The following is a 23,242-nucleotide window of genomic DNA, read 5'->3' as shown; positions in this document are numbered from 1 at the left end:
GACGAGATCGCTTGGGCTAGGAACGACAATATGTCAATAAGAAGACTTCCCAATAGCCTGATAAATAGGATCGCTGCCGGCGAGGTTGTCGAGCGTCCGGCCAGCGCTCTGAAGGAACTGGTCGAAAATGCAATCGACGCCGGAGCAAGCCAGATAAACATTCGCCTTGAACAAGGTGGTTTGGATCTGGTGCAGGTCTCTGACAATGGTTGCGGCATGAGCCGCGAAGACATTGCGTTGGCGCTCGAACGCCACGCAACTTCGAAACTACCGGATGAAGCCATCGAACTGGTGACGACCATGGGTTTCCGCGGGGAAGCGCTGCCGTCGATTGCCAGCGTGGCACGGATGACGATAGAAAGCCGGACGACTGATAGCGATGGCTGGTCAAGAATTATCGATCATGGTGAATTGGTGCACGAAGGACCAGCTGCCATTCCGCCAGGCACCAAATTGCGAGTTGAAAATCTTTTTGGCAAAGTGCCGGCTAGACGTAAATTCTTGCGAACGGCGCGTAGCGAATATGCGGCTTGCACCGATATTGTCCGGCGACTGGCGATGGCGCGGCCCGATATCGGTTTTACACTTGAGCATCAAGGACGCAAAGCGATTGCGGTTCAAGGCGGAGAAACCGGGCCGGAGCGGGTTGCTGCGTTGACCAGCCGCGATCTGCGCGCAAATAGCGTCGCAGTCGATTTGCAGAGAGAAGATATACGCCTGACAGGTGTGGCTGGATTGCCGACCTATAATCGGGGCGTTGCCGACCATCAGTTTTTGTTCGTCAACGGTCGCCCGGTAAAGGATCGGCTGTTGGTCGGGGCTGTTCGCGGTGCTTATGCAGAGATGCTGGCGCGGGACCGTCATCCGGTCGTCGCATTATTTGTCGATATGCCACCCGAACTGGTCGATGTTAACGTGCATCCGGCGAAAACCGAGGTGCGTTTTCGCGAACCCGCAATGATCCGCGGCATGATCGTCAGCGGCTTGCGGAAAGCTTTGGATGAGGGCGGGTTTCGGGCGGTTCAGCGACCTGCGGAATCGGCGCTGGCCAATTGGCAGAGCGAGCCGACAGCTCCGGATCCGCAAACCAATATTTTCACCGCACAGGGCAGGGCGCATGTTGCACAGCAACCATATCCATCTGCCGCTGTGCAAGATGGTGTCAGCGCTTTCGCGGGGTTTGATCCAAGCGAAGATATCGCGCCGTTGATGGGCAAAGCAGAAGAGGCTTTTGAACCGGTACCAGAAGCCGGACGCCATCCACTCGGTATTGCGCGCGGACAGGTTGCCAAAACCTATATTGTCGCGGAAGCCGAGGATGGTCTGGTGATCGTGGATCAACATGCTGCCCATGAACGGCTTGTGCTCGAGCGGATGCGCAAAGCTGTTGAGGGCGGCAAAGTCGCTTCTCAGGCGTTGCTAATGGCTGAAGTGGTAGAGCTGGATGAAAATGCCTGTGATCGACTTGAATCGCGCTTGACCGAATTGTCAGAATTCGGACTAGAGTTGGAACGGTTCGGTGCGTCGGCAATGCTCGTGCGCGCGACACCTGCGATGCTGGGGTCCGGGGATGTGAAAGAACTGGTCACAGATCTGGCCGATGAACTCGGGGCTTATGATGAAGCGCTTAGCCTCAAAGAACGGGTTGACCATGTAGCGTCTACTATGGCCTGTCATGGTTCGGTAAGGGCAGGGCGGGTGCTCAATGTCGCGGAAATGAACGCGCTGCTGAGAGAAATGGAAGTGACCCCTCACAGCGGCCAGTGCAATCATGGCCGCCCGACATGGGTGAAGCTGGCCCTTGAAGATGTTGAAAAGCTGTTCGGCCGTAAATAGATCGGTTTATTCTTGCCAATCCCGCTCATTGGAGCGGGGTCTTGCTCGTTATTCTGCAAGCGGGGCTTGCGGATCGCGAACCGCAATCAATCCGGCGCTTTCCATGATCAAAACCGGTTCATCATTTTGATTATACGCAGTGACTTTGCCTTGCAATATGCCCATCTCCAATCGGCTTTTAGAGCGACGCTTGCTCAAGGTCACGCTCTCGCAGCGCAGCGTATCGCCTGGAAAGACCGGTTTTAGCCAGCGCAGATTTTCGACACCAGGCGAACCTAGCCCGGCTTGTTCGTTTTTCTTAAGATTATCGACGATCATCCGCATGGTCATCGCGGCGCTATGCCATCCGCTGGCAGAAAGTCGGCCGAAGTGGGTTTTTGCCGCTGCATCATCATCAAGATGGAAGGGTTGCGGATCATATTTTGTCGCAAATTCGATGGTTTCCGCACGCGTGACCTCGTAGTGACCAAATTTCTGGACCACGCCGATTTCAATATCCTCATAGTGGAGCATGTTTGCCCTTTAATTGTCCTGTTTCAGTGCCGGCTCAAAAGGGGAGAGACTGCCGTCGCTCGACTGCGGTTTAACACCGGCCAGATTTGCCACTAGGGAGTAGATGCTGACATTGTCAAAGATCGGTAGCTTGCCGCCCGCTTTGATCGCCGGCCCGCTTGCTAGGAAGAATGCCGTCATATCCGGGACTCTGTGATCATATCCATGGCCGCCGCCTATACCGGTCATCCATTCCGGTACATCCTGATAGACGACCCACCCGCTTTCCGGCAGGCAGAATATAGAGGGCACTCGCCGGTTTTTGCCATATGCAAAATGTTCGGGAATATCTTTGCGGGCCCAGCATTCCATATTGTCATGCGGTCGGATAAAGGCTGCGAGCACGGCAGCCTCATTGTCTTCCAACGGTTCAATGCCTGCATAATTGCCATCCACGACCAAGCGATATTGATCGCGGGGCATGATCGGGTCGAGATGGATGATCCGGTCGGGCGATGTTTCCGCCATGCCGTGATCCGAAGTGATGATGAAATTTGCTGGTTGTGACAAGGCATCGAGCTGCTGTTTCAACCGGCCTATTTCGGTGTCGGCAGCAGCAATGACTGCGTTCAGTTTTTTGCTGAGCGCCGGGCCGAAAAAGTGCCCCGCAGTGTCTACCGTGTCGAAATAAAGCGTAATCAACTGGGGGCGGGTTTCCGCAGGACGCCGCATCCAGTCGACCACTGCGTCGACTCGGCGATCATTGGATAGCTTTTGGTTGAACGGCCACCAGTTTGAAGGGCGGACACCGTTGAATTCGACTTCAGATCCCGGCCAGAACATTGTGGCGGTCCGGATTCCTTGATTTTCCGCTGTAATCCAGATTGGTTCGGCCTGGTTCCACCAGAATGGATCCTTGTTGGACATTCTGAATATTTCGCCGGGCCGTGTGACATCTTCCATCGTATTGCCGACAATGCCATGGTGGTCCGGGGTTTTTCCGGTCACCAATGTCCAGTGATTGGGAAAGGTCTTGGTTGGAAAGGATGGGCGCATCGGGCCAAATACGCCCGCAGCCGCCATGGCGTTCAGATTCGGCGTGATGTCACGATCCAGATAATCGGGTCGGAAACCGTCGATCGAAATCAATATTGTGACGGGAAGCCGTATATCCGACCTTTCGGAGCTTAAAGCGCCTTGTTCGGGTGTTGTGCTGCCATAGGCAGCCGGGCCAGCCAGCAGGAAACCAGTCAATATTAGTGAAAATATGGCTCGAATCATGCTGACGACTCCTAGTTTTTCACAGCTTAGCCCAGCTATGTGACAATTCAGACATTGAATTTGAAATTGAAGATATCGCCATCTTTTGCGACATATTCCTTGCCTTCTTGACGGAGTTTTCCGGCGTCACGGGCAGCGCTTTCACCGCCAAGGGTCACAAAATCATCAAAAGCAATCGTTTCCGCCCGAATGAAACCGCGTTCAAAGTCGCTGTGAATTTCTCCCGCAGCTTCTGGCGCTTTTGCGCCCTTATGGACGGTCCAGGCCCGTGATTCCTTAGGGCCAGCGGTAAAGAAGGTTTGCAGATTGAGCAGTTGGTAACCAGCCCGGATGACTCGTGCGAGGCCAGATTCTTCCAGTCCGAGCTCAGACAAATATTCCGTGCGCTCGTCCGGTTCCATGTCGACCAGTTCAGACTCGATTGCAGCCGAAACAATGACCGCTTCCGCGCCCTCTGCTTTGGCCTTTTCAAACACCGTTGCACTCATCGCATTGCCCTCGGCCGCATCGCCTTCGTCGACGTTGCAGACGTAAAGAACGGGCTTGGCTGTCAGCAGCTGGGATTGATCAAAAATCCGTTGTTCTTCTTCGTCGCTGGGCTCGGTGAGCCGTGCAGGCTTTCCTTCGCGCAGCAATTCCAGAGCCTGACCCAGGACATTGGCGGCAATCTTGGCTTCCTTGTCGCCGCTGGTGGCTTTTTTCTGGAAAGCCGGCACGCGTTTCTCGAGGCTTTCTAAATCAGAGAGCAGCAGTTCGGTTTCTACGACTTCTGCGTCGGAGAGCGGATCGATCTTGTTGGAAACATGCTGGATGTCACCATCCTCGAAGCAACGCAGCACATGAACAACCGCATCGACTTCCCGAATATTACCCAGAAACTGGTTGCCCAGACCTTCGCCTTGGGAAGCTCCTTTGACGAGACCGGCGATGTCGACAAAGGCCAACTGGGTTTCGATGATCTTGGCACTGCCTGCAATTTTGGCAATTTGGTCGAGACGGGGGTCCGGCACGGCGACCTGGCCGATATTTGGTTCAATCGTGCAGAACGGATAATTGGCAGCCTGCGCCGCCTGTGTCTCCGTCAGTGCATTGAAAAGCGTTGATTTGCCGACGTTGGGGAGGCCAACGATACCGCATTTGAAACCCATTTGGAAACTCCGTCGCGCAGGATTGTCCCGCGATTACATCTGATAGTGATTGAAAAAATGCGCATATACGCTTTGGCCATTGAATCAAGTCTGGAGGTTGGCGCTATGGCAGGACTTGGGACTACTCACTAGGCGTTGCGGCCTCTCTGGCCTCTCTGGCTTTGCGCATCTGGGCCGTTATGTCATCCAGAGACAATGCGGCCTCGCCAAAGGCATTGTCGAGACTTTCCTTCTTATTGCCGACCGCTGCATTGCTGCCGGATAGGCCGGTAATACTCTCTCCCGGCTGCAACAGCCTTGTGTCGACCTGCTCCGAAGGTTTGTCTTTGCCCTCATAGTCAAAGTCACTGGGAAATTTCAACGAGACGATCGATAGATCACGATAATCGAGCGTCTGGCGATAGCGATATATGGTCCCGTTCGTTTCATAGCGGATATCCAGACGCCCATTTTTTGAAGCGGTTTCCGCCAAAAGCTTAGCATCCCCGTCTTTGAGCGGCTTGCTGTCTAGCGTGGCTTTGTCACTATCATCTCCGGTAACACCGAATTCGCTGATCGAAGCCTGTCCGCCATCAATGCCAAGCCCATCGGCGTCACGGGTGACGGCAATTGCTATTTCATGCTTTGGAATGTCGCCAAAATATGGGTCGAGAAATTTGGGGATAAGTCCCGTAAAATAAGCGATAAATGCCATTCCGAACGCCGTCAGCACTGCGAGGGTTGGCTTCATAAGCCAAGATTTCATCTTGCTAGCGCCCGCATTTATAGGCGCTACCGGTTCGCTATCCTCTGTCATGCCTATCTCCAAAGATCCGGACCCGATCAGTTTGAGATGTCTATTCTAACGCGAATGTTGGAATTTTTCTAGTTTGCCGGTCAATCCTGCATCCGCATGGCATATTCGCTCATGAAGCGAGGATCATTTCCCTTGGCAAGCCAATCGGATTCAGAAGCAATTGCGCCCAGCATATGGGCGAGATCCTCAATTTCTGCTTTTGCAAAATTGCCCAATACATGACCGGTGACACGCGCTTTATGCCCCGGATGGCCAATGCCGATCCGCACGCGGCGGAATTCCGGGCCAATATGGGCGATCATTGATCGGATGCCATTATGGCCCGCTGCACCGCCCCCGTGTTTGACCTTTATCTTGAAGGGTTCCAGATCAAGCTCGTCGTAGAAGACGGTTACATCCTCTGGCTGCAATTTGTAGAAATCCAATGCGGCACGAACGCATTGCCCGCTTTCATTCATGAAGGTCGCCGGTTTGAGCAGGATCAGTTTTTCGCCGCCCAGACGCGCTTCCATGGTCCAGCCTTTGAACTTCTGTTTTGGGGCAGGGAAGCTGTGTACTTCTTCCAGCGCGTCAATGACCATGAAGCCGACATTGTGCCGGTGCATCGCATATTGCGTACCCGGATTGCCAAGACCGACCCATAGTTGCATTTTCTAACGCGCTTCCCGCTCGTTCCGAGCTCTCTCTAACAAAAAAACCGTCCATGCCCGGTTTGTTGGCATGAACGGTTTTTCGTTACATTGTTTTATAAGGAAAGGTCTAGCCTTCGGAGCTGCCTTCTTCGCCTTCGGCTGCTTCGCCTTCAGCACCTTCTTCACCTTCGCCTTCTTCGCCTTCACCTTCTTCAGCTTCATCTTCAGAAGATTTCAGTGCAGATGGTGCGGCCACGCCGGCAATGGTAAAGTCACGATCGGTGATCGCGCTTTCCGAACCTTCGGGCAGAGTGACGGCAGAAATGTGAATAGAATCGCCAATTTCCAAACCGGTAACATCGATTTCGATCTGGTCAGGGATATGATCCGCGTCGCACATCAAGTCGAGCTCATGGCGCACAACGTTCATGACGCCGCCACGTTTCAGACCAGGTGACTCTTCTTCGTTGATGAAGACAACAGGAATATTGACCTGTACCTTCGCGCCTTTTGCGAGACGGAAGAAGTCAACATGGAGTGGACGGTCCGTGACCGGATCAAAAGAAACATCTTTTGGCAGTGTCCGCGTGCTTTTGCCATCAAGCTCGACTTGAACCAGCGAGTTCATAAAAACGCCAGTTCCAAGGAGTTTGTTCAATTCACGCGCTTCGACGTGAATGGTTACGGCTTCTTTCTTATCGCCATATATAACGGCGGGGACACGGCCTTCGCGACGCAGTGCACGGGAGGCTCCCTTGCCAGCCCGTTCGCGTGGCTCGGCTGAAATAGTCAGCTGATCACTCATAATGTTGCTCCAAAATTAGGTTTTGTTAGTTTTCCGCCACGCCTCCAGGGTGCTCATGGTCGGAAAGAGGGCGCTATAAGGTCGAGTTGACGCAAAAGCAAGGAATTTGCGCGACGGTTAGCGTGGCCGGCACGACCTATCGAAAAAACCCGATTTGCGAACTTGTGGCGAGCAAAGTTCCGTTCTGAGACCAAAGCTCGACCCGGCCGTCTGTAGCGCTGTTCCGGACCGATGCGCCTGTTACGCGCAACAGCATATAATCGCTGCCCGCTTCTGCCAAATCCTCCTCGCTCGCGTAAATATAGGTGGCCATGGAAACGGTCGAACCCGGATGAAATTCTTTGGAGACAAAAAATGTTCGAGGCAGAGGGGTGTCGCATATGGACAAGAGGCTGATCCGATCAACTGGGCGGCCATCGCTTTCTTTTATCCAGGCGATTGATTCAGTCGATTCCTCGTCGGTAAATGGCATGCCAATGGCGATGCGTTGATCATAATGTTTAATCCACTCGGGCGCCATCGGATTGACCGACTGGATGGATACAGAATCCGCTGGTGACTTTACCTGGGGCATGTCCAACTGATAGTTGAGATCCGTTGGCCTGCGTGTGCTGGTTACAATATCGGCCGCATTGGTCAGAGACCCGTTTTGCGTCAATTCCACGCGCCAAAATTGAGTGGAAGCGCCGGTGCGGAGCAATTTCACGGATATCCGCACGTCCCCGGCTCCGAGCCCAGTCACGAATATCATCTGCTGTGAAACCAGCGGCCCGCTGCATTGCGGGTGCATGGCTACGGCCCGACCGGCAATCGCGCTGACCCAGCCTCCGAAGGCCGCACCTGTCGGATTCCGATAGATGTCGCTTGCTTCAATGGTGAATATCCCGTCTTCCAGCGGAACGAGTGCCGTCTCTTGATCAAATAGAAATGTCATATAACGCCCGACTACTGAATTTTTTCAATTTTATAACCACGCTTTTCGAGAGTTGCCTGCACCGCATCCGGTCCGGCGAGATGGGCTGCACCAACCGCGACCAGGGATGTGCCCGGGCTTTGTAAGCGTTTGTCCAATTGCTCCACCCAATCCTTATTGCGCGCAACCAGCAGATATTCACGCGTTTTTGGATCGGTCAATATGCCGCTATCGGAAAGTTCTTCTATTTGCTCTATATCGCCGGTCATCCAGGCGTTGAACAGTTGCTCAAAGGCCTGCTGGGCATCGCCGGATTCTTCAACCACGCTGGTCAGCATTTGCCGTTGCTGCGCTTCAGGAAGCTTATCGAAATATCCCAATTGCAACTCAATCGTTTCCAATGCTTCAATCGGCTTTTTCGCTTTTTTGAATTGCGCGCTCAATTGCTTCTCTACGCCAGCACCGGAATCCAGCCCCAGTCCCTTGGTCTGGGCGGATGCCAATGACAGGGCTGCGGCCCAGCTTTCCATGCGGTTCAGCGCCCGTTCGGGTATGTTTGATTCATCGATGATGCGGTCGAGGTCATCGCGGAGCGAGGGTTTTACGCGTTGGTCGAGTTTTTCCTGTCCCGGTGATATCGCCAATCGTGAAAATATTTTTGCTGCAGCTTGCGTATCATCCAGCCCTAGCACTTCAATCACCAATGTGTCGGATTTGGCAATCGCGGAATCCAGGGCCGGGGTACGCCATTGTACGTCATCGGGCAGGATATGGATCGTGCCGAACATATAGACGACGCCCTTTTGTTCCGGCTTGGTGCCGCTAAGCTTCCATAGCGCTGGATTGCCAACTTTGACGGTATTCAAAGTGACGGGATCCGGCGCGCTGTTGCATGCGGTCAGCATGAGGGACGCAATGAACGACAGGATGATAGAGATGATACGCATGGGACCTATTTGGTGTGGTTGACGGGAAAAGAAAGCCCGAACGCAAGAAACTTCAATATTGGATCCGTTTCGCAACTATCCCTTTTTTGGCGAGCAGTGCCTGTAAACTGCTTTCTCCCGCAAGATGGCCCGCACCGACGGCGAGGAATATCTTGCCTGGCTTGTCCATCCTTTGATCGACCCATTCGGCCCAAGTGATGTTGCGATTTACCAGCAATGTTTCGTACAAGACCTTATCTTCCAAGCCGGCATTCATCAGTTCGCCCAACGCGTCGACATTGGCGTTGGCCCAATGGGCAACCATTTGCTCCATGCCTTCGGCAGCCTCATCAATTGTATCGACGGTGAAGTTTAGAAACCTGATTTGGACATCTTCGGGAAGATTGTCGAAAAACCCCAATTGCTGTTCTGGTGTTTCTAGTCCGGAAACCTTGAGCGACCGAGCCTTTGCATGGGACAGCAATTCATCCTCTACACCCTGATCAGTAGCATATCCGTTTTTGATCAGCGGTATCAGCGAAATGTTGACGCTCGCAAACCAGGGATCAAGCGGGTCGAACGCAGCGAGAGGCAAGCCAAGCTTGGTCAGTGTTTTTTCATAATGAGTCCGGTCTTCCGCGGTCAATTTTTCGCGCAGCGACACACCGGTCTTATTGATAGCCAGATCGGTGACGATTTTTACCATATCTGCAGGATCGGGCTTGATCATTTCGATGACCAATTCGTCGGATGCATCAAAACTGTCTTTTACTGCGTCGTCAAACCAGCTCATGCCGGGTTTGAGGATATGGACCGTGCCGAACAGGTAAATGGTCGTGTCTTCGTCCTTGATCTCCCAGAGCGCCGGGTCTGGATCATCCGGCATGACAGCTGCAGTGCTGTTGACGGCAGGAGCTGCATCGCTGCCTGCGCTCGCAGCTTCCTTCTCCGTTGATGGGCAGGCGGTGAGAGACAGATAAAGGGGAAGCAGGAGAGTGTTGGAAAGCCAGCGACGCGCCATGAAAAAATTGCTCCGACAAAGAATTGAGGCGAGCTTCATCCAACAATTGACAGCAAATGCCCAGCAAAATGTGCGTGGCTATAAAGCACCACTGGCAACCGTCCGTCGAATCTGTTAGCCGGATGATTAAATCTAGGAGGTTTTTGATGAGCACGATCCACGCCCGCACCTGTCATATCTGCGAAGCCAATTGCGGCGTATTGATTGAGGTCGAGGGCCGCGAGATACTCTCGATCAAGGGCAATCCGGACCATGTCCTGAGTAGGGGACATATCTGTCCCAAGGCGACGGCCATTGCCGACCTCCAGGATGATCCTGACCGCCTTCACAAACCCGTTAAAAAAGTGGACGGCCAATGGCAGGAAATTGGGTGGGAGCAGGCTTTCTCGGAGATTGCATCAAAATTTACGGCGCTCAAAGGAGAGGGTGCCAAACCTGCCATGTATATGGGCAATCCCAGCGCGCATGATTACGGGATCTCTACCCAGATCGGTACATTGCGACGCGCGATCGGATTGAAAAACGTCTATTCGGCTTCAACGCTGGATCAAATCCCGCATCATGTCGTGCAATATCATATGTATGGCCATGTAAGTCTTGCGGCCGTACCCGATATCGACCGCAGCCAGTATCTGCTGATCATTGGCGGCAATCCGGCTGCTTCCAACGGCAGCATCTGGACGGTGCCCGACTTTAAGAAACGGGTGAAAGAAATGCGCGCGAGAGATGGGAAGATGGTCGTCGTCGATCCGCGCCGTACCGAAACCGCCAAATTGGCAAATGCGCATCATTTCGTGAAACCGGGGACGGACACGGCGCTTTTGATCGGTATATTGAAAGCGGTTTTTGACGCAGGGCAGGTCGATACGTCGCGGTTGGATGACATTCTCGATGATAGCTGGGCCTCCATTGAACCAGCGATAGCCGGCTTTGCTATGGATGAATTATCGGCCCATTGCGGTATCGCCGTCGAAGTCATGCAGGAAATGGCGGCTGAGTTGGCTGCGGACCAGCCCGCTGCCATCTATGGCCGGATGGGCGTGTCGGTCTGCGAATTCGGTACCCTGAACCAGTGGTTGATCCAGGTGATCAATATCGCCACCGGCAATCTGGACCGGGTGGGCGGAACGATGGTACCGGAACCGGCGCTCGACACGATTAATCTGGTGGGCAGGGGGTCTGTGCGGACAGAAGACACGGTCCGCGGAGAAATGCCATCGGTGATGAGCGAGCTGCCAATGGTGACCTTTGCCGATGAGTTGCTGCGCGATGACAATGAGCGGGTTCGCTCTTTATTTGTGGTGACCGGAAATCCGGTCTTGTCGGCGCCCGATGGCGCCAAGCTCGACCGTGCGTTGGAAAATCTGGATCTCATGGTGTCCTTTGACATGTACGTCACCGCAACCAGTCGTCATGCCGACTATATCCTGCCGCCGTGCGGGCCACTGGAAAAGGATCATTATCCGTTTTTCTTCGGACCGCTCGCGATCCGCAACTATGCCAGCTATTCTCCCGCGATCTTCGATCTGCAGGATGGCGAGAAGACCGATTGGGAAATCGTTGCCGAACTGGCCCGGGAAATCTTGGTGCAGGACGGGCAAGATGTCCCCAATATCCGCGAACCGCGCGATGTTCTTGATGGTATGTTGCAAAGCTCTCCCGCCGGATTGACGCTGGCGGAAGTGGAGGCAGCGCCCAATGGCATCGATCTCGGTCCTTTGCGGCCGTGCATGGCCGAACGGTTGCGCACCGAGGACAAAATGATCTTATGCGCCCATCCTGATTTTCTGACCGAGTTGCAGAGATTTGCAGCTTCGTTAAAGGATGAGCAGCCCGATCGGCTGCGGCTCATTGGCCGTCGGCACGTTCGGCAGAACAACAGCTGGCTGCACAATAGCAAGCGGTTGCTGAAAGGTCCGGATCGTTGCACGTTGATGATCCATCCTGAGGATGCTGCAGCGCGGGGGCTGTCAGACGGTGATTTTGCTTCTGTGCAAAGCCGGGTGAACAGCGTCGATATAGTGGTGGAAGTGACCGATGACGTCATGACGGGCGTGGTCTCTATTCCCCATGGATTTGGTCACGGACGTGAAGGCGTCGACCTTTCCGTGGCCCGCGAAAAACCGGGAGTTTCGCTCAATGATTTGACCGACCCGACAAGCTTTGATCGATTGTCTGGCAACGCTGTGCTCAACGCGACGCCGGTCACTGTCGAACGGGCGGCTGAAATGGTAGCGGCTGAATAGACCGAGCGACTGTCGTCTTGGATGCGAAGGCATCCAAGGGAGGTGCGGATAGTCAATGGGCTTTGGATTGGGTTGCAGCCTATTCCATCAGATCGACCATATATCCGCGGGCTTCAAGTGCGGTCCGCAGATTGTTCTCACCATATAGATATTGCTGATCGACGATCACCAGACTGGTTCCTGGCTGGTCCAGCATTGCAGTGATTTTTAACGGCCATTTTTTCATGCGTGCGGTTCTGATTTTCTGAAATAGATCGTTTAAGCCGGCGGGCATAGTCGCTTCAGCTGTTGGCGGCAGACCTTTTGCCCATGTCACCCCTTGAGATTCGCGCGCTGACAAGACGCCAACTCTGCCATTGCTGCCGTGTTTTCGGGCTTTATATCGCTTCGATTGGTCCGCGGCCAACTCGGTTCTGACAAAGCTGTTGAGCCATTTTCGCTGCTTCTTTTCGCCGACCTTGTTGAGGGTATCGATAATATAAGAGGGGTCTTCCAGCCCGCCGACCGTCACATCTCGATCAAGGACCGCATTTGCAATGCGGAAGTCGAGATAGCGATTGCTCTGCCCTGGTTGAAACATCCGGTCGCTGCCAGCCACCATTGTCAACACTAGCCAAGTTGGCATGAAGTCACCGATTGTCTCGGCAATTCTTAAATCGTCCTGTATCTGATTGAAAAGGCCGGGAGCAAATCGGTCTTCTATGCGATCGCGATCGTGCCGGATAAGTTTGTGAAACGCTTCTCGCTCATATTGCCGGCGGCTCTTCCGGTCTCGCCGTTGGATGTGCGGGGTTTCGAAATAAATATTATCAGCGTTTTGCAGCGCACGATTAAAGGCCTCGCTTTGCCATTTTATCGGCTGCGGAACTCCTTTGATAGCGGCAAAAAGATAGACAGTAGAATCGGCATCACCAATTTTCCAAAGCGCCGGACTCGGTTTGAAGTCGAAGGCCTCTTTGCGTTTTAGGCGCGTTTCCTCTTTCTGCTGGATGATTGATGCATTTTCGGCCGTTCCTTCCACCTTGCTGCCGGCAGCGGCGACCGAGGCAACGGCATCCGCAGTGGCCTCCACGGCAGCTTCTGCGGCTTCTTCAATGGCTGACTGTTCCGCCAAAGCGGGGCTGGCAATGGGCATGAAGGCACTCAATGCAAAAAGAGTGACAAGCCGGGACGATAGCAATTTTGGTTTAATCATCTGAAATCGTTGAGATATATTCACTGAATGTAGGATTAACACCGTTGGCGGGGAAAGGATAACTTGAGCGTCCAAATGGATATAGTTTCTTGACCCGTGCAGCACCATCCGCCAAAGCGTTGCCGAATTCATTGCACACCGAATTTACCGGCGAAGAAAGCTATCACATTGACCGACCAGAAGCCGCTCAGCTTCCAGCAGATCATATTGAAACTCCATCAATATTGGGGTGATCATGGCTGTGCGATTCTGCAACCTTATGACATGGAAATGGGAGCAGGGACCTTCCATCCCGCGACGACATTGCGCGCGCTTGGCCCCGATCCATGGAATGCCGCTTTTGCGCAGCCTTGCCGCCGCCCGACCGATGGTCGCTATGGCGAGAATCCGAACCGGCTCCAGCATTATTACCAATATCAGGTGGTTCTAAAGCCTTCGCCGCCTGACATTCAGCAGCTTTATCTCGACAGTCTGGTTGCGATTGGCATTGACCCGATGCTGCACGACATCCGTTTTGTCGAAGATGACTGGGAAAGCCCTACCTTGGGCGCCTGGGGCCTTGGCTGGGAAGTCTGGTGCGACGGTATGGAAGTCACCCAATTCACCTATTTCCAGCAGATGGGCGGTTTTGACTGCAAGCCCGTCACCGGAGAATTGACCTACGGGCTTGAACGTCTTGCGATGTATATTCAGGGTGTCGATAGCGTCTATGATTTGGATTATAACGGTTCCGGAGTCACTTATGGCGATATCTTCTTAGAGAATGAGAAGCAGATGTCGGAGTGGAATTTCGAGATTGCCGACACAGTCACATTGTTTGAAATGTTCAAGATGGCGACCAAAGAATGCAAGCAATGTCTGGACAAGAAGCTCCCGTTGCCTGCCTATGAGCAAGCGATCAAAGCGAGCCATATATTCAATCTGTTACAGGCCCGCGGCGTGATTTCGGTGCAGGAACGCGCCAGCTATATGGGACAGGTCCGCGATCTCGCGAAGGGCAGTTGTGAAGCCTATATGGCGAAAAACGGGTGGGACGCATAATGGCGGATTTCCTCCTAGAATTGCTGTCAGAAGAAATTCCTGCGCGGATGCAGGCAAAGGCGCGTGCTGATCTCGAACGGTTGTTCGTTACGCAAATGGCGGAAGCCGGTCTAAAGGCTAGCGCGATCACCGTCTATTCGACGCCCAGACGATTGGCGCTCATTGCAAAAGACCTGCCGGCACAGACCGAAGCCGTCAACGAAGAAGCAAAGGGGCCGCCCGAAGCCGCACCCGATCAGGCTGTAGACGGTTTCTGCCGCAAAAATGGCGTGACCCGCGACCAGCTGGAAGTGCGGGACGTCAAAGGGCGTCCGACCTTCTTTGCCGTGATCAACAGGCCGGGCCGCGATACAAAGGAAGTTCTGGCTGAAGCTATTCCGACGATCATCAAGGCCTTCCCATGGCCCAAGTCGATGCGTTGGGGGAATGCCAGCCAAAGCACCGAGAGCCTGCGCTGGGTGCGGCCTTTGAGCGGCATCATCGCGATATTGGGCGATGATTTGGTGCCATGCGAGATTGACGGCGTGGCGTCAGGCTTTGAGACGGTCGGACATCGGTTCCACCATCAGGGCGCGGTCACGGTCGCCAATGCGTCTGACTATGCCGCCGCGCTAAAAGCGGCGCACGTCCTCGTAGATCATGAAGAGCGCCAGAATATCGTCCGCGACGGTGCCGCCAAGGCCGCATCGGATGCCGGATTGGATCTGGTCGAAGACGAAGGCCTGGTCATCGAAAATGCCGGCCTGACCGAATGGCCTGTGCCTTTGCTCGGCGGCTTTGACCCCGCGTTTCTGGATGTACCCGAAGAAGTGATCCAGCTGACCGCCCGGGTGAACCAGAAATATTTCATCTGCCGCGACAAAAACGGTGCTTTGGCGCCGAATTTTGTCTGCACGGCAAATATCGACGCCAGCGATGGCGGCAAAGCAATTGTCGCGGGGAATGAAAAAGTCCTCGCCGCGCGGCTCTCCGACGCGAAATTCTTCTGGGAATTGGACCAGAAGACCAAGTTGGAAGAGCATGCGAAGAAATTGAGCAACATTGTGTTCCACGAGAAATTGGGAACGGTTGCCGACAAGGTAGAGCGTGTGGCCAAGCTGGCTGAGTGGTTGGCGTCTTTAGAAGGGACTGGGTTACTCCGTGCCAACCCGGAACAGACCAAGCAGGCCGCACGTCTCTGCAAAGCTGATCTCGTCACCGAAATGGTCGGCGAGTTCCCCGAGCTGCAAGGCTTGATGGGCGGCTATTATGCAGAAAAAGAGGGGCTTCCCGTGCAAGTCTCAAACGCGATCCGCGATCATTATAAGCCGGTCGGGCAAGGCGATGATGTGCCGACCGATCCGGTGACGGTTTGGGTGAGTTTGGCGGATAAGCTGGATACGCTGTTCTCGTTCTTTGATATTGGATTGTTTCCGACCGGGTCAAAAGATCCGTTTGCTCTCAGGCGCGCAGCCTTGGGAATCATTCGGATAATCCTGGACAACGGTATAATTCTGCAATCAGATTTCGTCGTAGAGTTTTGGCTGGGTCAAGATGATCCAAAGAAAGATCTGTCGAAAGAAGATATTGCCCGCCGTAGCCTCCTTACATTGATCCCTGATTTTTATGTCGATAGGCTAAAGGTTCAATTACGAGATGATGGTGTTCGTCACGATATTGTGGATGCCTCGCAAAGATGGAACGCACGAACCGATACCCGTATAGACCGCATCAAATTTCGAGCAGAGGCTTTGCAGGCATTTGTCGAGACCACGGATGGGGTGAACCTGCTCGCGGGTTACAAGCGGGCTTCGAATATCTTGAAAAAAGAAGGCGACGGCATTGCGAAACCGCTGTCCTACACGCCGGAAAAAGCCGAAAAGGCTCTCATAGACGCTCTGGACGCTGCACAGCCGGAAGTCACCGCTGCCATTGCGGCAGAGCAGTTTGAAACCGCGATGACCGCGCTGGCGGCTTTGCGCGCGCCGATTGACCAGTTTTTCGAGGATGTGACCGTGAACGACGATGACCAAGATAAGCGTGAAGCCCGGCTAGCCCTGCTGGCGCGCTTCCGTGATGCGGTGCATCAAGTTGCCGATTTCTCGAAGATCGAGGGTTAGAAGAGATTTGATTCATAACAGTGTAAAGTTTGTAAAGTTTAGCTGAGGGCTTTTTTATGACATTGACGGAGCAGGCAAACAAATGACCCAATATGTATATCGTTTTGGCGGCGGTATGGACGCCGATGGTGCTCCGACGGATTCGACAGAGGCCCGCAACTTGCTCGGTGGCAAAGGTGCCAATCTCGCTGAAATGGCCAATATTGGATTACCGGTTCCTCCCGGGTTCACAATTTCCACGGAAATGTGCACTGAATATATGAACAATGCAGGGCAATATCCCGACAGCTTGACCGCCGAAGTGGCACAGGGCGTTGCCCATATTGAGGCAGTGACGGGCAAGAAATTTGGCGATGCCGCCGATCCTCTGCTGGTTTCGGTCCGTTCTGGCGCCCGCGCTTCCATGCCCGGGATGATGGATACGGTGCTCAATCTCGGCCTGAACGATGCCACTGTGGAAGGGCTCGCGAAGACCTCCGGTGACGAGCGTTTTGCCTGGGACAGCTATCGCCGGTTCATCCAGATGTATTCCGATGTGGTGCTCGAACTGGATCATGATTCTTTTGAAGAAGCGCTAGAAATTGCAAAAGAAGACAATGGATTCTTCACCGATACTGAGATGGAGTCTGAGCATTGGAAAGCGCTGGTCAGCCAATATAAAGCGCTGGTCGAGGAACAATGGGGCAAGCCGTTTCCACAAGACGTCAATGACCAGCTTTGGGGCGCCGTTAGCGCCGTATTCGGTAGCTGGCAGGCGGACCGGGCGAAAGTCTACCGCCGTTTGAACGATATCCCTGCAGAATGGGGCACGGCCGTCAATGTACAGGCGATGGTGTTCGGCAATATGGGCGAAACCAGCGCCACCGGCGTGGCCTTCACCCGCAATCCGGCAACCGGCGAAAGCGCTTATTATGGCGAGTGGCTGATCAACGCGCAGGGCGAGGATGTTGTGGCCGGTATCCGTACCCCGCAATATCTTAGCAAAGCCGCGCGCGAGCAAGCCAATGCCAAGCCGCTTTCGATGGAAGAGGCCATGGCGGACACCTATAAAGAGCTGACCGATGTCTTTGACCTGCTCGAACGTCATTATCGCGATATGCAAGATATCGAATTCACCGTTGAGCGCGGAAAACTGTGGATGCTGCAAACCCGTTCGGGCAAGCGGACCGCCAAGGCAGCGCTCAAGATCGCTGTGGATATGGCCCATGATGGCCTGATCACCGAGGAGGAAGCCGTCTTGCGCGTCGATCCGATGGCGCTTGATCAGTTGCTGCACCCGACGCTGGATCCGGAAGCCACGCGCGATGTGCTGACCACCGGCCTGCCAGCATCTCCGGGGGCGGCCAGCGGCTTGATTGTCTTTGACAGTGATACAGCCGAACGGCGTACGGAAATGGGTGACGATGTGATCCTCGTGCGGACAGAGACGTCTCCGGAAGATATTCACGGCATGCACGCGGCCAAAGGCATATTGACGGCCCGTGGCGGCATGACGTCACATGCTGCTGTGGTCGCCAGAGGCATGGGAAGGCCTTGTGTTTCCGGCGCTGGTACGGTTTCGATCAACAATGAAACCAAGGTCATGAAGGTCGATGGACGCGAACTGAAAGAGGGCGACTTGTTGACCATTGATGGCAGCAATGGTCAGGTGATGGCCGGTCGTGTTGCGACGATACAGCCAGAACTGGTGGGCGATTTCGGCGTCTTGATGGTCTGGGCCGATAAAGTGCGGCGCCTTGGCGTGCGCACCAATGCGGAAACGCCGCTGGATTGTAAGGTTGCGCGCGACTTTGGTGCAGAAGGTATCGGGCTTTGCCGGACCGAGCATATGTTCTTTGATGCCAACCGCATCACCGCCGTGCGCCAGATGATTCTGGCATCCGACGAGGCGGGCCGCCGGGAGGCGCTGGCAAAGCTGCTGCCAGAACAACGCGACGATTTCCGCCAGATTTTCGAGGTCATGGTCGGTTTGCCGGTAACAATCCGCTTGCTCGATCCCCCGCTTCACGAATTTTTGCCGCATCATCAGTCAGAATTTGAAGAAGTAGCGAATGCTGCCAATGTGGGTGTGGAAACGCTGAAACAGCGCGCCAATGAGCTGCACGAATTCAATCCGATGCTCGGCCACCGTGGTTGCCGTCTGGGCGTCACCTATCCAGAAATCTATGAAATGCAGGCCCGCGCGATTTTCGAAGCCGCTTGTGAAGTGGCGGAAGTTAGTGGCGAAGCGCCTATTCCCGAAGTCATGATCCCGCTCGTCGCGACCGCGCGCGAACTGGAATTGATGAAGGATGCGGTCGATCGCATGGCGAAAGAAGTCTTCGCTGAAAAAGGCCGGGAAATCGAATATCTTGTCGGTACGATGATCGAACTGCCGAGGGCCGCTCTTATGGCTGGTAAAATTGCCGAGCATGGCGAGTTTTTCAGCTTTGGTACCAATGACCTGACCCAAACGACTTTGGGCGTTTCCCGCGATGATGCTGGGCGTTTCCTGACCCAATATGTCGACAAAGGCATTTTCCCGCGCGATCCGTTTGTCAGCCTGGATATTGAAGGTGTTGGCCAGTTGATCGAACTGGCAGCAGAACGGGGCAGGGCAACCCGACCCGATATCAAGCTGGGCATCTGCGGCGAACATGGCGGCGATCCGGCATCCATTGCCTTCTGCGAGAAAACCGGTCTCGATTATGTCAGCGCATCGCCCTATCGGGTGCCGATTGCGCGTCTGGCGGCAGCGCAGGCGGCCTTGACTGAAAAATAGCGGGATTTCCGGCAACGCCATTGCATATTGTGTGTCTTGGCACAGTCGGGCAGGATATAGCGGCTAGGAAAGCCCATGTTTAGACTTTGCCTGACCTTATATGTCCTTGTCATCTTGTCGTTGTCCGGCGGGGTAGAGGCGAAGCGTGTCGCGCTGATCGTCGGCAATTCGCAATATGAGAATACCAGCACATTGGCCAATCCCGCCAATGATGCGGCGGTTGTCGCCGCCTCGGCCAGGGAGGCGGGCTTCGATGACGTCATTGTGGCACAAAACCTGTCGATCAGGGATTTTCAGCGGGCATTGCGTGACTTTCGGATCAAGGCCAACGGCGCCGATGTCGCGATGGTCTATTATGCGGGGCATGGGATTGAAGGTCAGGGCAAGAACTGGCTCATTCCGGTAGATGCCGAACTCAACGCAGACCTCGACCTTCCCTATGAGGCGCTCAACCTTGATCGCGTGGTAGAGGCGGTGTCCGGCGCACAGATACGGATGGTTGTGCTCGACGCATGCCGCAACAATCCTTTTGCCGGAACCTGGAAATCCGAGACACGTTCCATGAGTCGCGGACTCGCCGGGTTTGATGCCGATGACATACTGGTGATCTATGCCGCTGCACCGGGCCAGACGGCGGTCGACGGAGATAGCGACAATTCCCCCTTTGCCAGCTCTTTCGCCAACCGCTTGCCGCAGGCCGGCCTTCCCGTGCAGCTATTGGGCGGCATGGTGCGCGATGACGTTTTGATGGCAACGGGCGGGACGCAACGTCCCTTTGTCAGTGCCAGCATCACAGGAACTCCGGTTTACCTGGTTGACGCGACCAGCGGTGCAGAGCCTCCCGCTTTCTCTGAAACTTCCGAAATCATATCATTGGACGAATCCGCACTGGATGCGCTGGCGTGGGAAGGGGCTTTGAATGCCGATACAGTCGCAGCCTATCGATCCTATCTCGATTCTTTCCCAGCCGGTGAATTTGCCACGCTTGCCAGTGAAAATATCGCCAGCCAGACAAATCCGACCAATGCAGACGGGACCATCCAAAAGCCGGCGGGGTTGCTCAATGCGCTTCTGCCGGACCGTTATGCGGTTGATCAGTCGGAAGCGCTCCCGATTGACGGAATGTGGACGATCTCGTCCATCAAGAAGCGAATTCGGATAGAAAAAGGGCGTGCCTATGCCGTGGATGGCTGGACCCACGGCTTTGTCTTGAAAATTCTGCCGGATATGGTGATTCTAACCGATGTGAAACGCAACGATGCCGGGCAATATGTGGCCAATGATCTGCCGCTCGCCGCAAAAGCAGAGCTTATATTGCGGTCGGATGGAAATATTCGGGTGAAAGCAAAAACCTTCCCATTTCCTATAGAATATACCCTCGTCCGGCAAACTTTGGACAGTCTTGAAGCGATGGAAGCGGAACAAGCGCTGCTCGCTTTGGAAAAATGATAAAAACGGGTTGCCAGAGCGGGCATCACGCCCTATCTGCACCGTCTGGTTAGCGCCCATAGCTCAGCTGGATAGAGTGCTTGACTACGAATCAAGAGGTCGGGAGTTCGAATCTTCCTGGGCGCGCCACCTTCCTTATTTTCTCAGATCATGCACTAAGGTGCACTTGCGCATGATCTGATGCGCGCCTAGTTTGTCGGCATTGTTTCTGATGAACTGAAGGACCTGTCTTGGCTGATTATTCCCATTCGATTGCTGATGCGCTTGCTGAGCGCGAAGCGAAAAAAATCCCGGTTCCGGAGGAAGTTCAGGATGCCGTGCGTACATTGCTGCGCTGGACCGGCGATGATCCAGAGCGCGAAGGGTTGGTCGACACGCCAAAACGTGTGGCACGGGCCTGGAAAGAATATTGTGAAGGCTATGCCGAAAATCCTGCAATGCACTTGGCGCGGACCTTTGAGGAAGTGGGCGGCTATGACGAGCTGGTCCTGCTGAAAGATATTCCGTTCCATTCGCATTGCGAGCATCATATGGCGCCGATCATCGGCAAAGCCAGCATCGCCTATATGCCGACCGACAAGGTTGTCGGTATTTCCAAACTAGCCCGCGTCCTCCACGGTTTTGCGCGGCGTTTGCAGGTTCAGGAACGGCTGACCGCCGAGGTTGCTGAATGTATCTGGGAAAATCTGAAACCTGATGGTGTGGCGGTTGTGATCGAAGCCAGTCACAGTTGCATGACCGCACGCGGTGTCCGCACGCCGGGCGTGGGCATGGTCACCAGCCGTTTGCTGGGTTGTTTTCTGGATGATGCGCGCAGCCGCAAGGAAGTCATGAGCTTGATGGGCTATTGAGGCGCAAGCCTGCCTAACGCATCCACTCGCGCATCAGATTATATTGCACCGCCTGTAAGCGGGCATAGTTTTCTTGCGCCATGTTCAGGCCTTCCAGCGCCGCCACTTCATTGAGTTCGTACAACAAATTACGCTTCATCACGTCAGGGACCTTGCTTTGGATGAAGGTAATTGCAACCATCCGTTCGCCTTCGGTAACAGGCTCGACTTCGTGCAAAGTGTAGGATGGATATACGATGGCAGTGCCCGGGCCACCCTTGAAACGCATGCCTGCTTCTCCTTGGGTGACGTGCAATGCGCCGCCTTTGCAGTCGTTCACATCGCTTAGAAAGATCGTGCAGCTCAAATCGGAACGCAGGGGGCCATCGGGCAGGGGAATGATCGCGCTATCGGCGTGTAATCCATAGTTCATACCCGGTTGGTAGCGCGTGATCAGCGGCGGTGCGACCCTTTCGGGAAAAGCAAAATCTACAAATTCGCGATTGCTCATCAGTGCATCGTGCAGAATTTCCGAAGATTTTTTATACCCTTCAACATCGTGCAACTGCAGGTTATTCTTTACCTTGCTGTGCGGATTGCTGATCTTGCCGTCGACAAATTTGGCCGCGCCAGCGATCTTCTTCAGTTCATTAACCTGCGCCGGATTGAGTAAGCTGAGTTGCTTGAACATTATCGTCTCGTTTCTGCTATTGCCATTGCAGCGGCCACCATGGGAAATCGTTGCACCAATACGTCGACCCATAGCAGGGTCTGCTTTATATCGTCAGCATGAAATTGCGCGGCTTCGGCAAGAAGCTCTTCACGCAACGAGGCGCTATAGTCATATTCCGGCGCCTTCGAATAGCTGGTCATGATCGGGCTGGAAATCAGACTCTGGGCACGCTCAGCGGACAGGGAGTGCCCGAAATGGCTGGCTGCGGTCATCAACCGCTCTGCAGGCTCGCTTAGAAAATCATCAAAATCCATCCATATGATGCTTGCACCAGGACTGTTTATCTCAGCATCATGGAGCGTCACCATTTCGCATAGCCAGCCAAGGGCTGCCGTTTTGGCGAGTGATAGTTTTCCGGCTTCTGGCAGCGGCTGTCCCAAATGCTGCTCAAGCCGGTATTGCCTGATATCGTTCAAAGCAGTTGCTTCCTGCTTCGAGGCATCTCCCGCCAAAATGGTAGGAAGATAGCGTTCGAGCGGCGCAAACAGAAACAGCGCCTTACCTTTGTCGGCAAGCAGAGGGCGGGCAAGCGGGCTGACAAAGCTACTGGCCTTGATCATCACATGCTGATTGGTGTGGAAGGCACGGGAAAGCCAAGCTTCCAATTGGCTAAGCCTTTTTGCCTGCTCATCTTTTGACCAACCAATATTCTCCGGCATATCGACATATATATCCGCCAACTGCCGCAATATTGCCGGTTCGCGAAGAGCGAATATATTATCCAGTTCTCCGAGGAGCCGCGAAATCAACGTGGAGCCGACATGGCCTATGTGAAAAATATAGTGAGGCTTGTGCTGCGCGGATAAAGGCACGGACGCAATATCCGCCCAGGACACGATTTGTCGCTGCAGGTCAGGTGTGAACAGGCGTTGATCGAGAAAACTGGCCTGCTGAAAGGCCACTTCGCTCAATGTCGAGAGCAGCACCTGATCCTTTTGGAGGTCAGCGAGATGCGGAAAAAGCGACGCATCTTTTGCAAAAGCAGATTGCCAGTCGTCGCTCAACCCAGCCTCCAAAGCAAAAGCCCGGGTCTTAAAA

General features: G+C 54.2%; 19 protein-coding genes and 1 tRNA gene. 8 read left to right on the top strand and 12 right to left on the bottom strand.

Annotated features, from left to right (window positions below):
* Positions 1–30: 30 nt before the first annotated feature.
* Entirely contained in the window at positions 31–1,836 is a 1,806-nt protein-coding gene (gene mutL / locus ABJV08_RS12160) for a DNA mismatch repair endonuclease MutL (RefSeq protein ID WP_348037987.1), read from the top strand.
* Between the two features lie 48 nt (positions 1,837–1,884).
* On the opposite strand, the gene ABJV08_RS12155 is transcribed toward mutL, so the two are convergent.
* From ABJV08_RS12155 to ABJV08_RS12115, 9 genes are all read right to left on the bottom strand, one after another.
* A complete protein-coding gene (locus ABJV08_RS12155; protein WP_348037989.1) occupies positions 1,885–2,349 on the bottom strand; it encodes a MaoC family dehydratase in 465 nt (154 codons plus the stop codon).
* 9 nt (positions 2,350–2,358) lie between these two features.
* Positions 2,359–3,609, bottom strand: a complete 1,251-nt coding sequence (locus tag ABJV08_RS12150) for an ectonucleotide pyrophosphatase/phosphodiesterase (RefSeq protein WP_348037991.1) — start codon at positions 3,607–3,609, stop codon at positions 2,359–2,361.
* A gap of 47 nt (positions 3,610–3,656) precedes the next feature.
* Complete coding sequence (gene ychF, locus ABJV08_RS12145; RefSeq protein ID WP_348037993.1) at positions 3,657–4,757, bottom strand: redox-regulated ATPase YchF; 1,101 nt, start codon at positions 4,755–4,757, stop codon at positions 3,657–3,659.
* A gap of 121 nt (positions 4,758–4,878) precedes the next feature.
* A complete protein-coding gene (locus ABJV08_RS12140; RefSeq protein WP_348037995.1) occupies positions 4,879–5,553 on the bottom strand; it encodes a hypothetical protein in 675 nt (224 codons plus the stop codon).
* A gap of 80 nt (positions 5,554–5,633) precedes the next feature.
* Positions 5,634–6,203 (bottom strand): aminoacyl-tRNA hydrolase, encoded by a 570-nt coding sequence (pth, locus tag ABJV08_RS12135; RefSeq protein ID WP_348037997.1) that lies wholly within the window; start codon positions 6,201–6,203, stop codon positions 5,634–5,636.
* Between the two features lie 109 nt (positions 6,204–6,312).
* On the bottom strand, positions 6,313–6,990 hold the full coding sequence (locus tag ABJV08_RS12130) for a 50S ribosomal protein L25/general stress protein Ctc (RefSeq protein ID WP_348037999.1): 678 nt from the start codon (positions 6,988–6,990) through the stop codon (positions 6,313–6,315).
* A gap of 136 nt (positions 6,991–7,126) precedes the next feature.
* Positions 7,127–7,924, bottom strand: a complete 798-nt coding sequence (locus ABJV08_RS12125; RefSeq protein WP_348038001.1) for a thioesterase family protein — start codon at positions 7,922–7,924, stop codon at positions 7,127–7,129.
* An 11-nt stretch (positions 7,925–7,935) separates the two neighbouring features.
* A complete protein-coding gene (locus ABJV08_RS12120) occupies positions 7,936–8,850 on the bottom strand; it encodes a TraB/GumN family protein (protein WP_348038003.1) in 915 nt (304 codons plus the stop codon).
* A gap of 52 nt (positions 8,851–8,902) precedes the next feature.
* Positions 8,903–9,850 (bottom strand): TraB/GumN family protein, encoded by a 948-nt coding sequence (locus ABJV08_RS12115; RefSeq protein ID WP_348038005.1) that lies wholly within the window; start codon positions 9,848–9,850, stop codon positions 8,903–8,905.
* Between the two features lie 146 nt (positions 9,851–9,996).
* Here ABJV08_RS12115 and ABJV08_RS12110 point away from each other — a divergent pair, with 146 nt between their 5' ends.
* The gene (locus tag ABJV08_RS12110; RefSeq protein WP_348038007.1) at positions 9,997–12,096 is read left to right on the top strand and encodes a molybdopterin oxidoreductase family protein; all 2,100 of its coding nucleotides are present in this window, start codon (positions 9,997–9,999) and stop codon (positions 12,094–12,096) included.
* A 79-nt stretch (positions 12,097–12,175) separates the two neighbouring features.
* Here the strand turns inward: ABJV08_RS12110 and ABJV08_RS12105 are convergent, their stop codons facing one another.
* Positions 12,176–13,231, bottom strand: a complete 1,056-nt coding sequence (locus ABJV08_RS12105) for a TraB/GumN family protein (protein WP_348038009.1) — start codon at positions 13,229–13,231, stop codon at positions 12,176–12,178.
* Positions 13,232–13,459: 228 nt separating this feature from the next.
* Between ABJV08_RS12105 and ABJV08_RS12100 the strand changes: the two genes are divergently transcribed.
* From ABJV08_RS12100 to folE, 6 genes are all read left to right on the top strand, one after another.
* The gene (locus ABJV08_RS12100) at positions 13,460–14,332 is read left to right on the top strand and encodes a glycine--tRNA ligase subunit alpha (RefSeq protein ID WP_348038011.1); all 873 of its coding nucleotides are present in this window, start codon (positions 13,460–13,462) and stop codon (positions 14,330–14,332) included.
* Positions 14,332–16,431, top strand: coding sequence for a glycine--tRNA ligase subunit beta (glyS, locus tag ABJV08_RS12095; RefSeq protein WP_348038013.1), 2,100 nt, complete (start codon positions 14,332–14,334; stop codon positions 16,429–16,431). Before ABJV08_RS12100 ends, glyS begins: the two co-directional genes overlap by 1 nt.
* An 82-nt stretch (positions 16,432–16,513) precedes the next feature.
* Positions 16,514–19,192, top strand: a complete 2,679-nt coding sequence (ppdK, locus tag ABJV08_RS12090) for a pyruvate, phosphate dikinase (RefSeq protein ID WP_348038015.1) — start codon at positions 16,514–16,516, stop codon at positions 19,190–19,192.
* A gap of 75 nt (positions 19,193–19,267) precedes the next feature.
* Positions 19,268–20,641 carry a caspase family protein gene (locus ABJV08_RS12085; RefSeq protein ID WP_348038017.1) on the top strand — a complete coding sequence of 458 codons (1,374 nt, stop codon included), beginning with the start codon at positions 19,268–19,270 and terminating at the stop codon, positions 20,639–20,641.
* Between the two features lie 52 nt (positions 20,642–20,693).
* Positions 20,694–20,770, top strand: a tRNA-Arg gene (locus tag ABJV08_RS12080).
* Positions 20,771–20,871: 101 nt separating this feature from the next.
* The gene (gene folE, locus ABJV08_RS12075) at positions 20,872–21,492 is read left to right on the top strand and encodes a GTP cyclohydrolase I FolE (RefSeq protein ID WP_348038019.1); all 621 of its coding nucleotides are present in this window, start codon (positions 20,872–20,874) and stop codon (positions 21,490–21,492) included.
* A 13-nt stretch (positions 21,493–21,505) separates the two neighbouring features.
* On the opposite strand, the gene ABJV08_RS12070 is transcribed toward folE, so the two are convergent.
* Complete coding sequence (locus ABJV08_RS12070; protein ID WP_348038021.1) at positions 21,506–22,162, bottom strand: Fe2+-dependent dioxygenase; 657 nt, start codon at positions 22,160–22,162, stop codon at positions 21,506–21,508.
* The gene (locus ABJV08_RS12065) at positions 22,162–23,208 is read right to left on the bottom strand and encodes a hypothetical protein (RefSeq protein WP_348038023.1); all 1,047 of its coding nucleotides are present in this window, start codon (positions 23,206–23,208) and stop codon (positions 22,162–22,164) included. The genes ABJV08_RS12070 and ABJV08_RS12065 overlap by 1 nt, the downstream gene beginning before the upstream one ends.
* Positions 23,209–23,242 lie beyond the last annotated feature (34 nt).

The organism is Parasphingorhabdus sp., from assembly GCF_039982395.1.
GTDB lineage: Bacteria > Pseudomonadota > Alphaproteobacteria > Sphingomonadales > Sphingomonadaceae > Parasphingorhabdus.
Note: the sequence above shows the minus strand (reverse complement) of the source record. Positions and strands in the feature narration are given on the sequence as shown.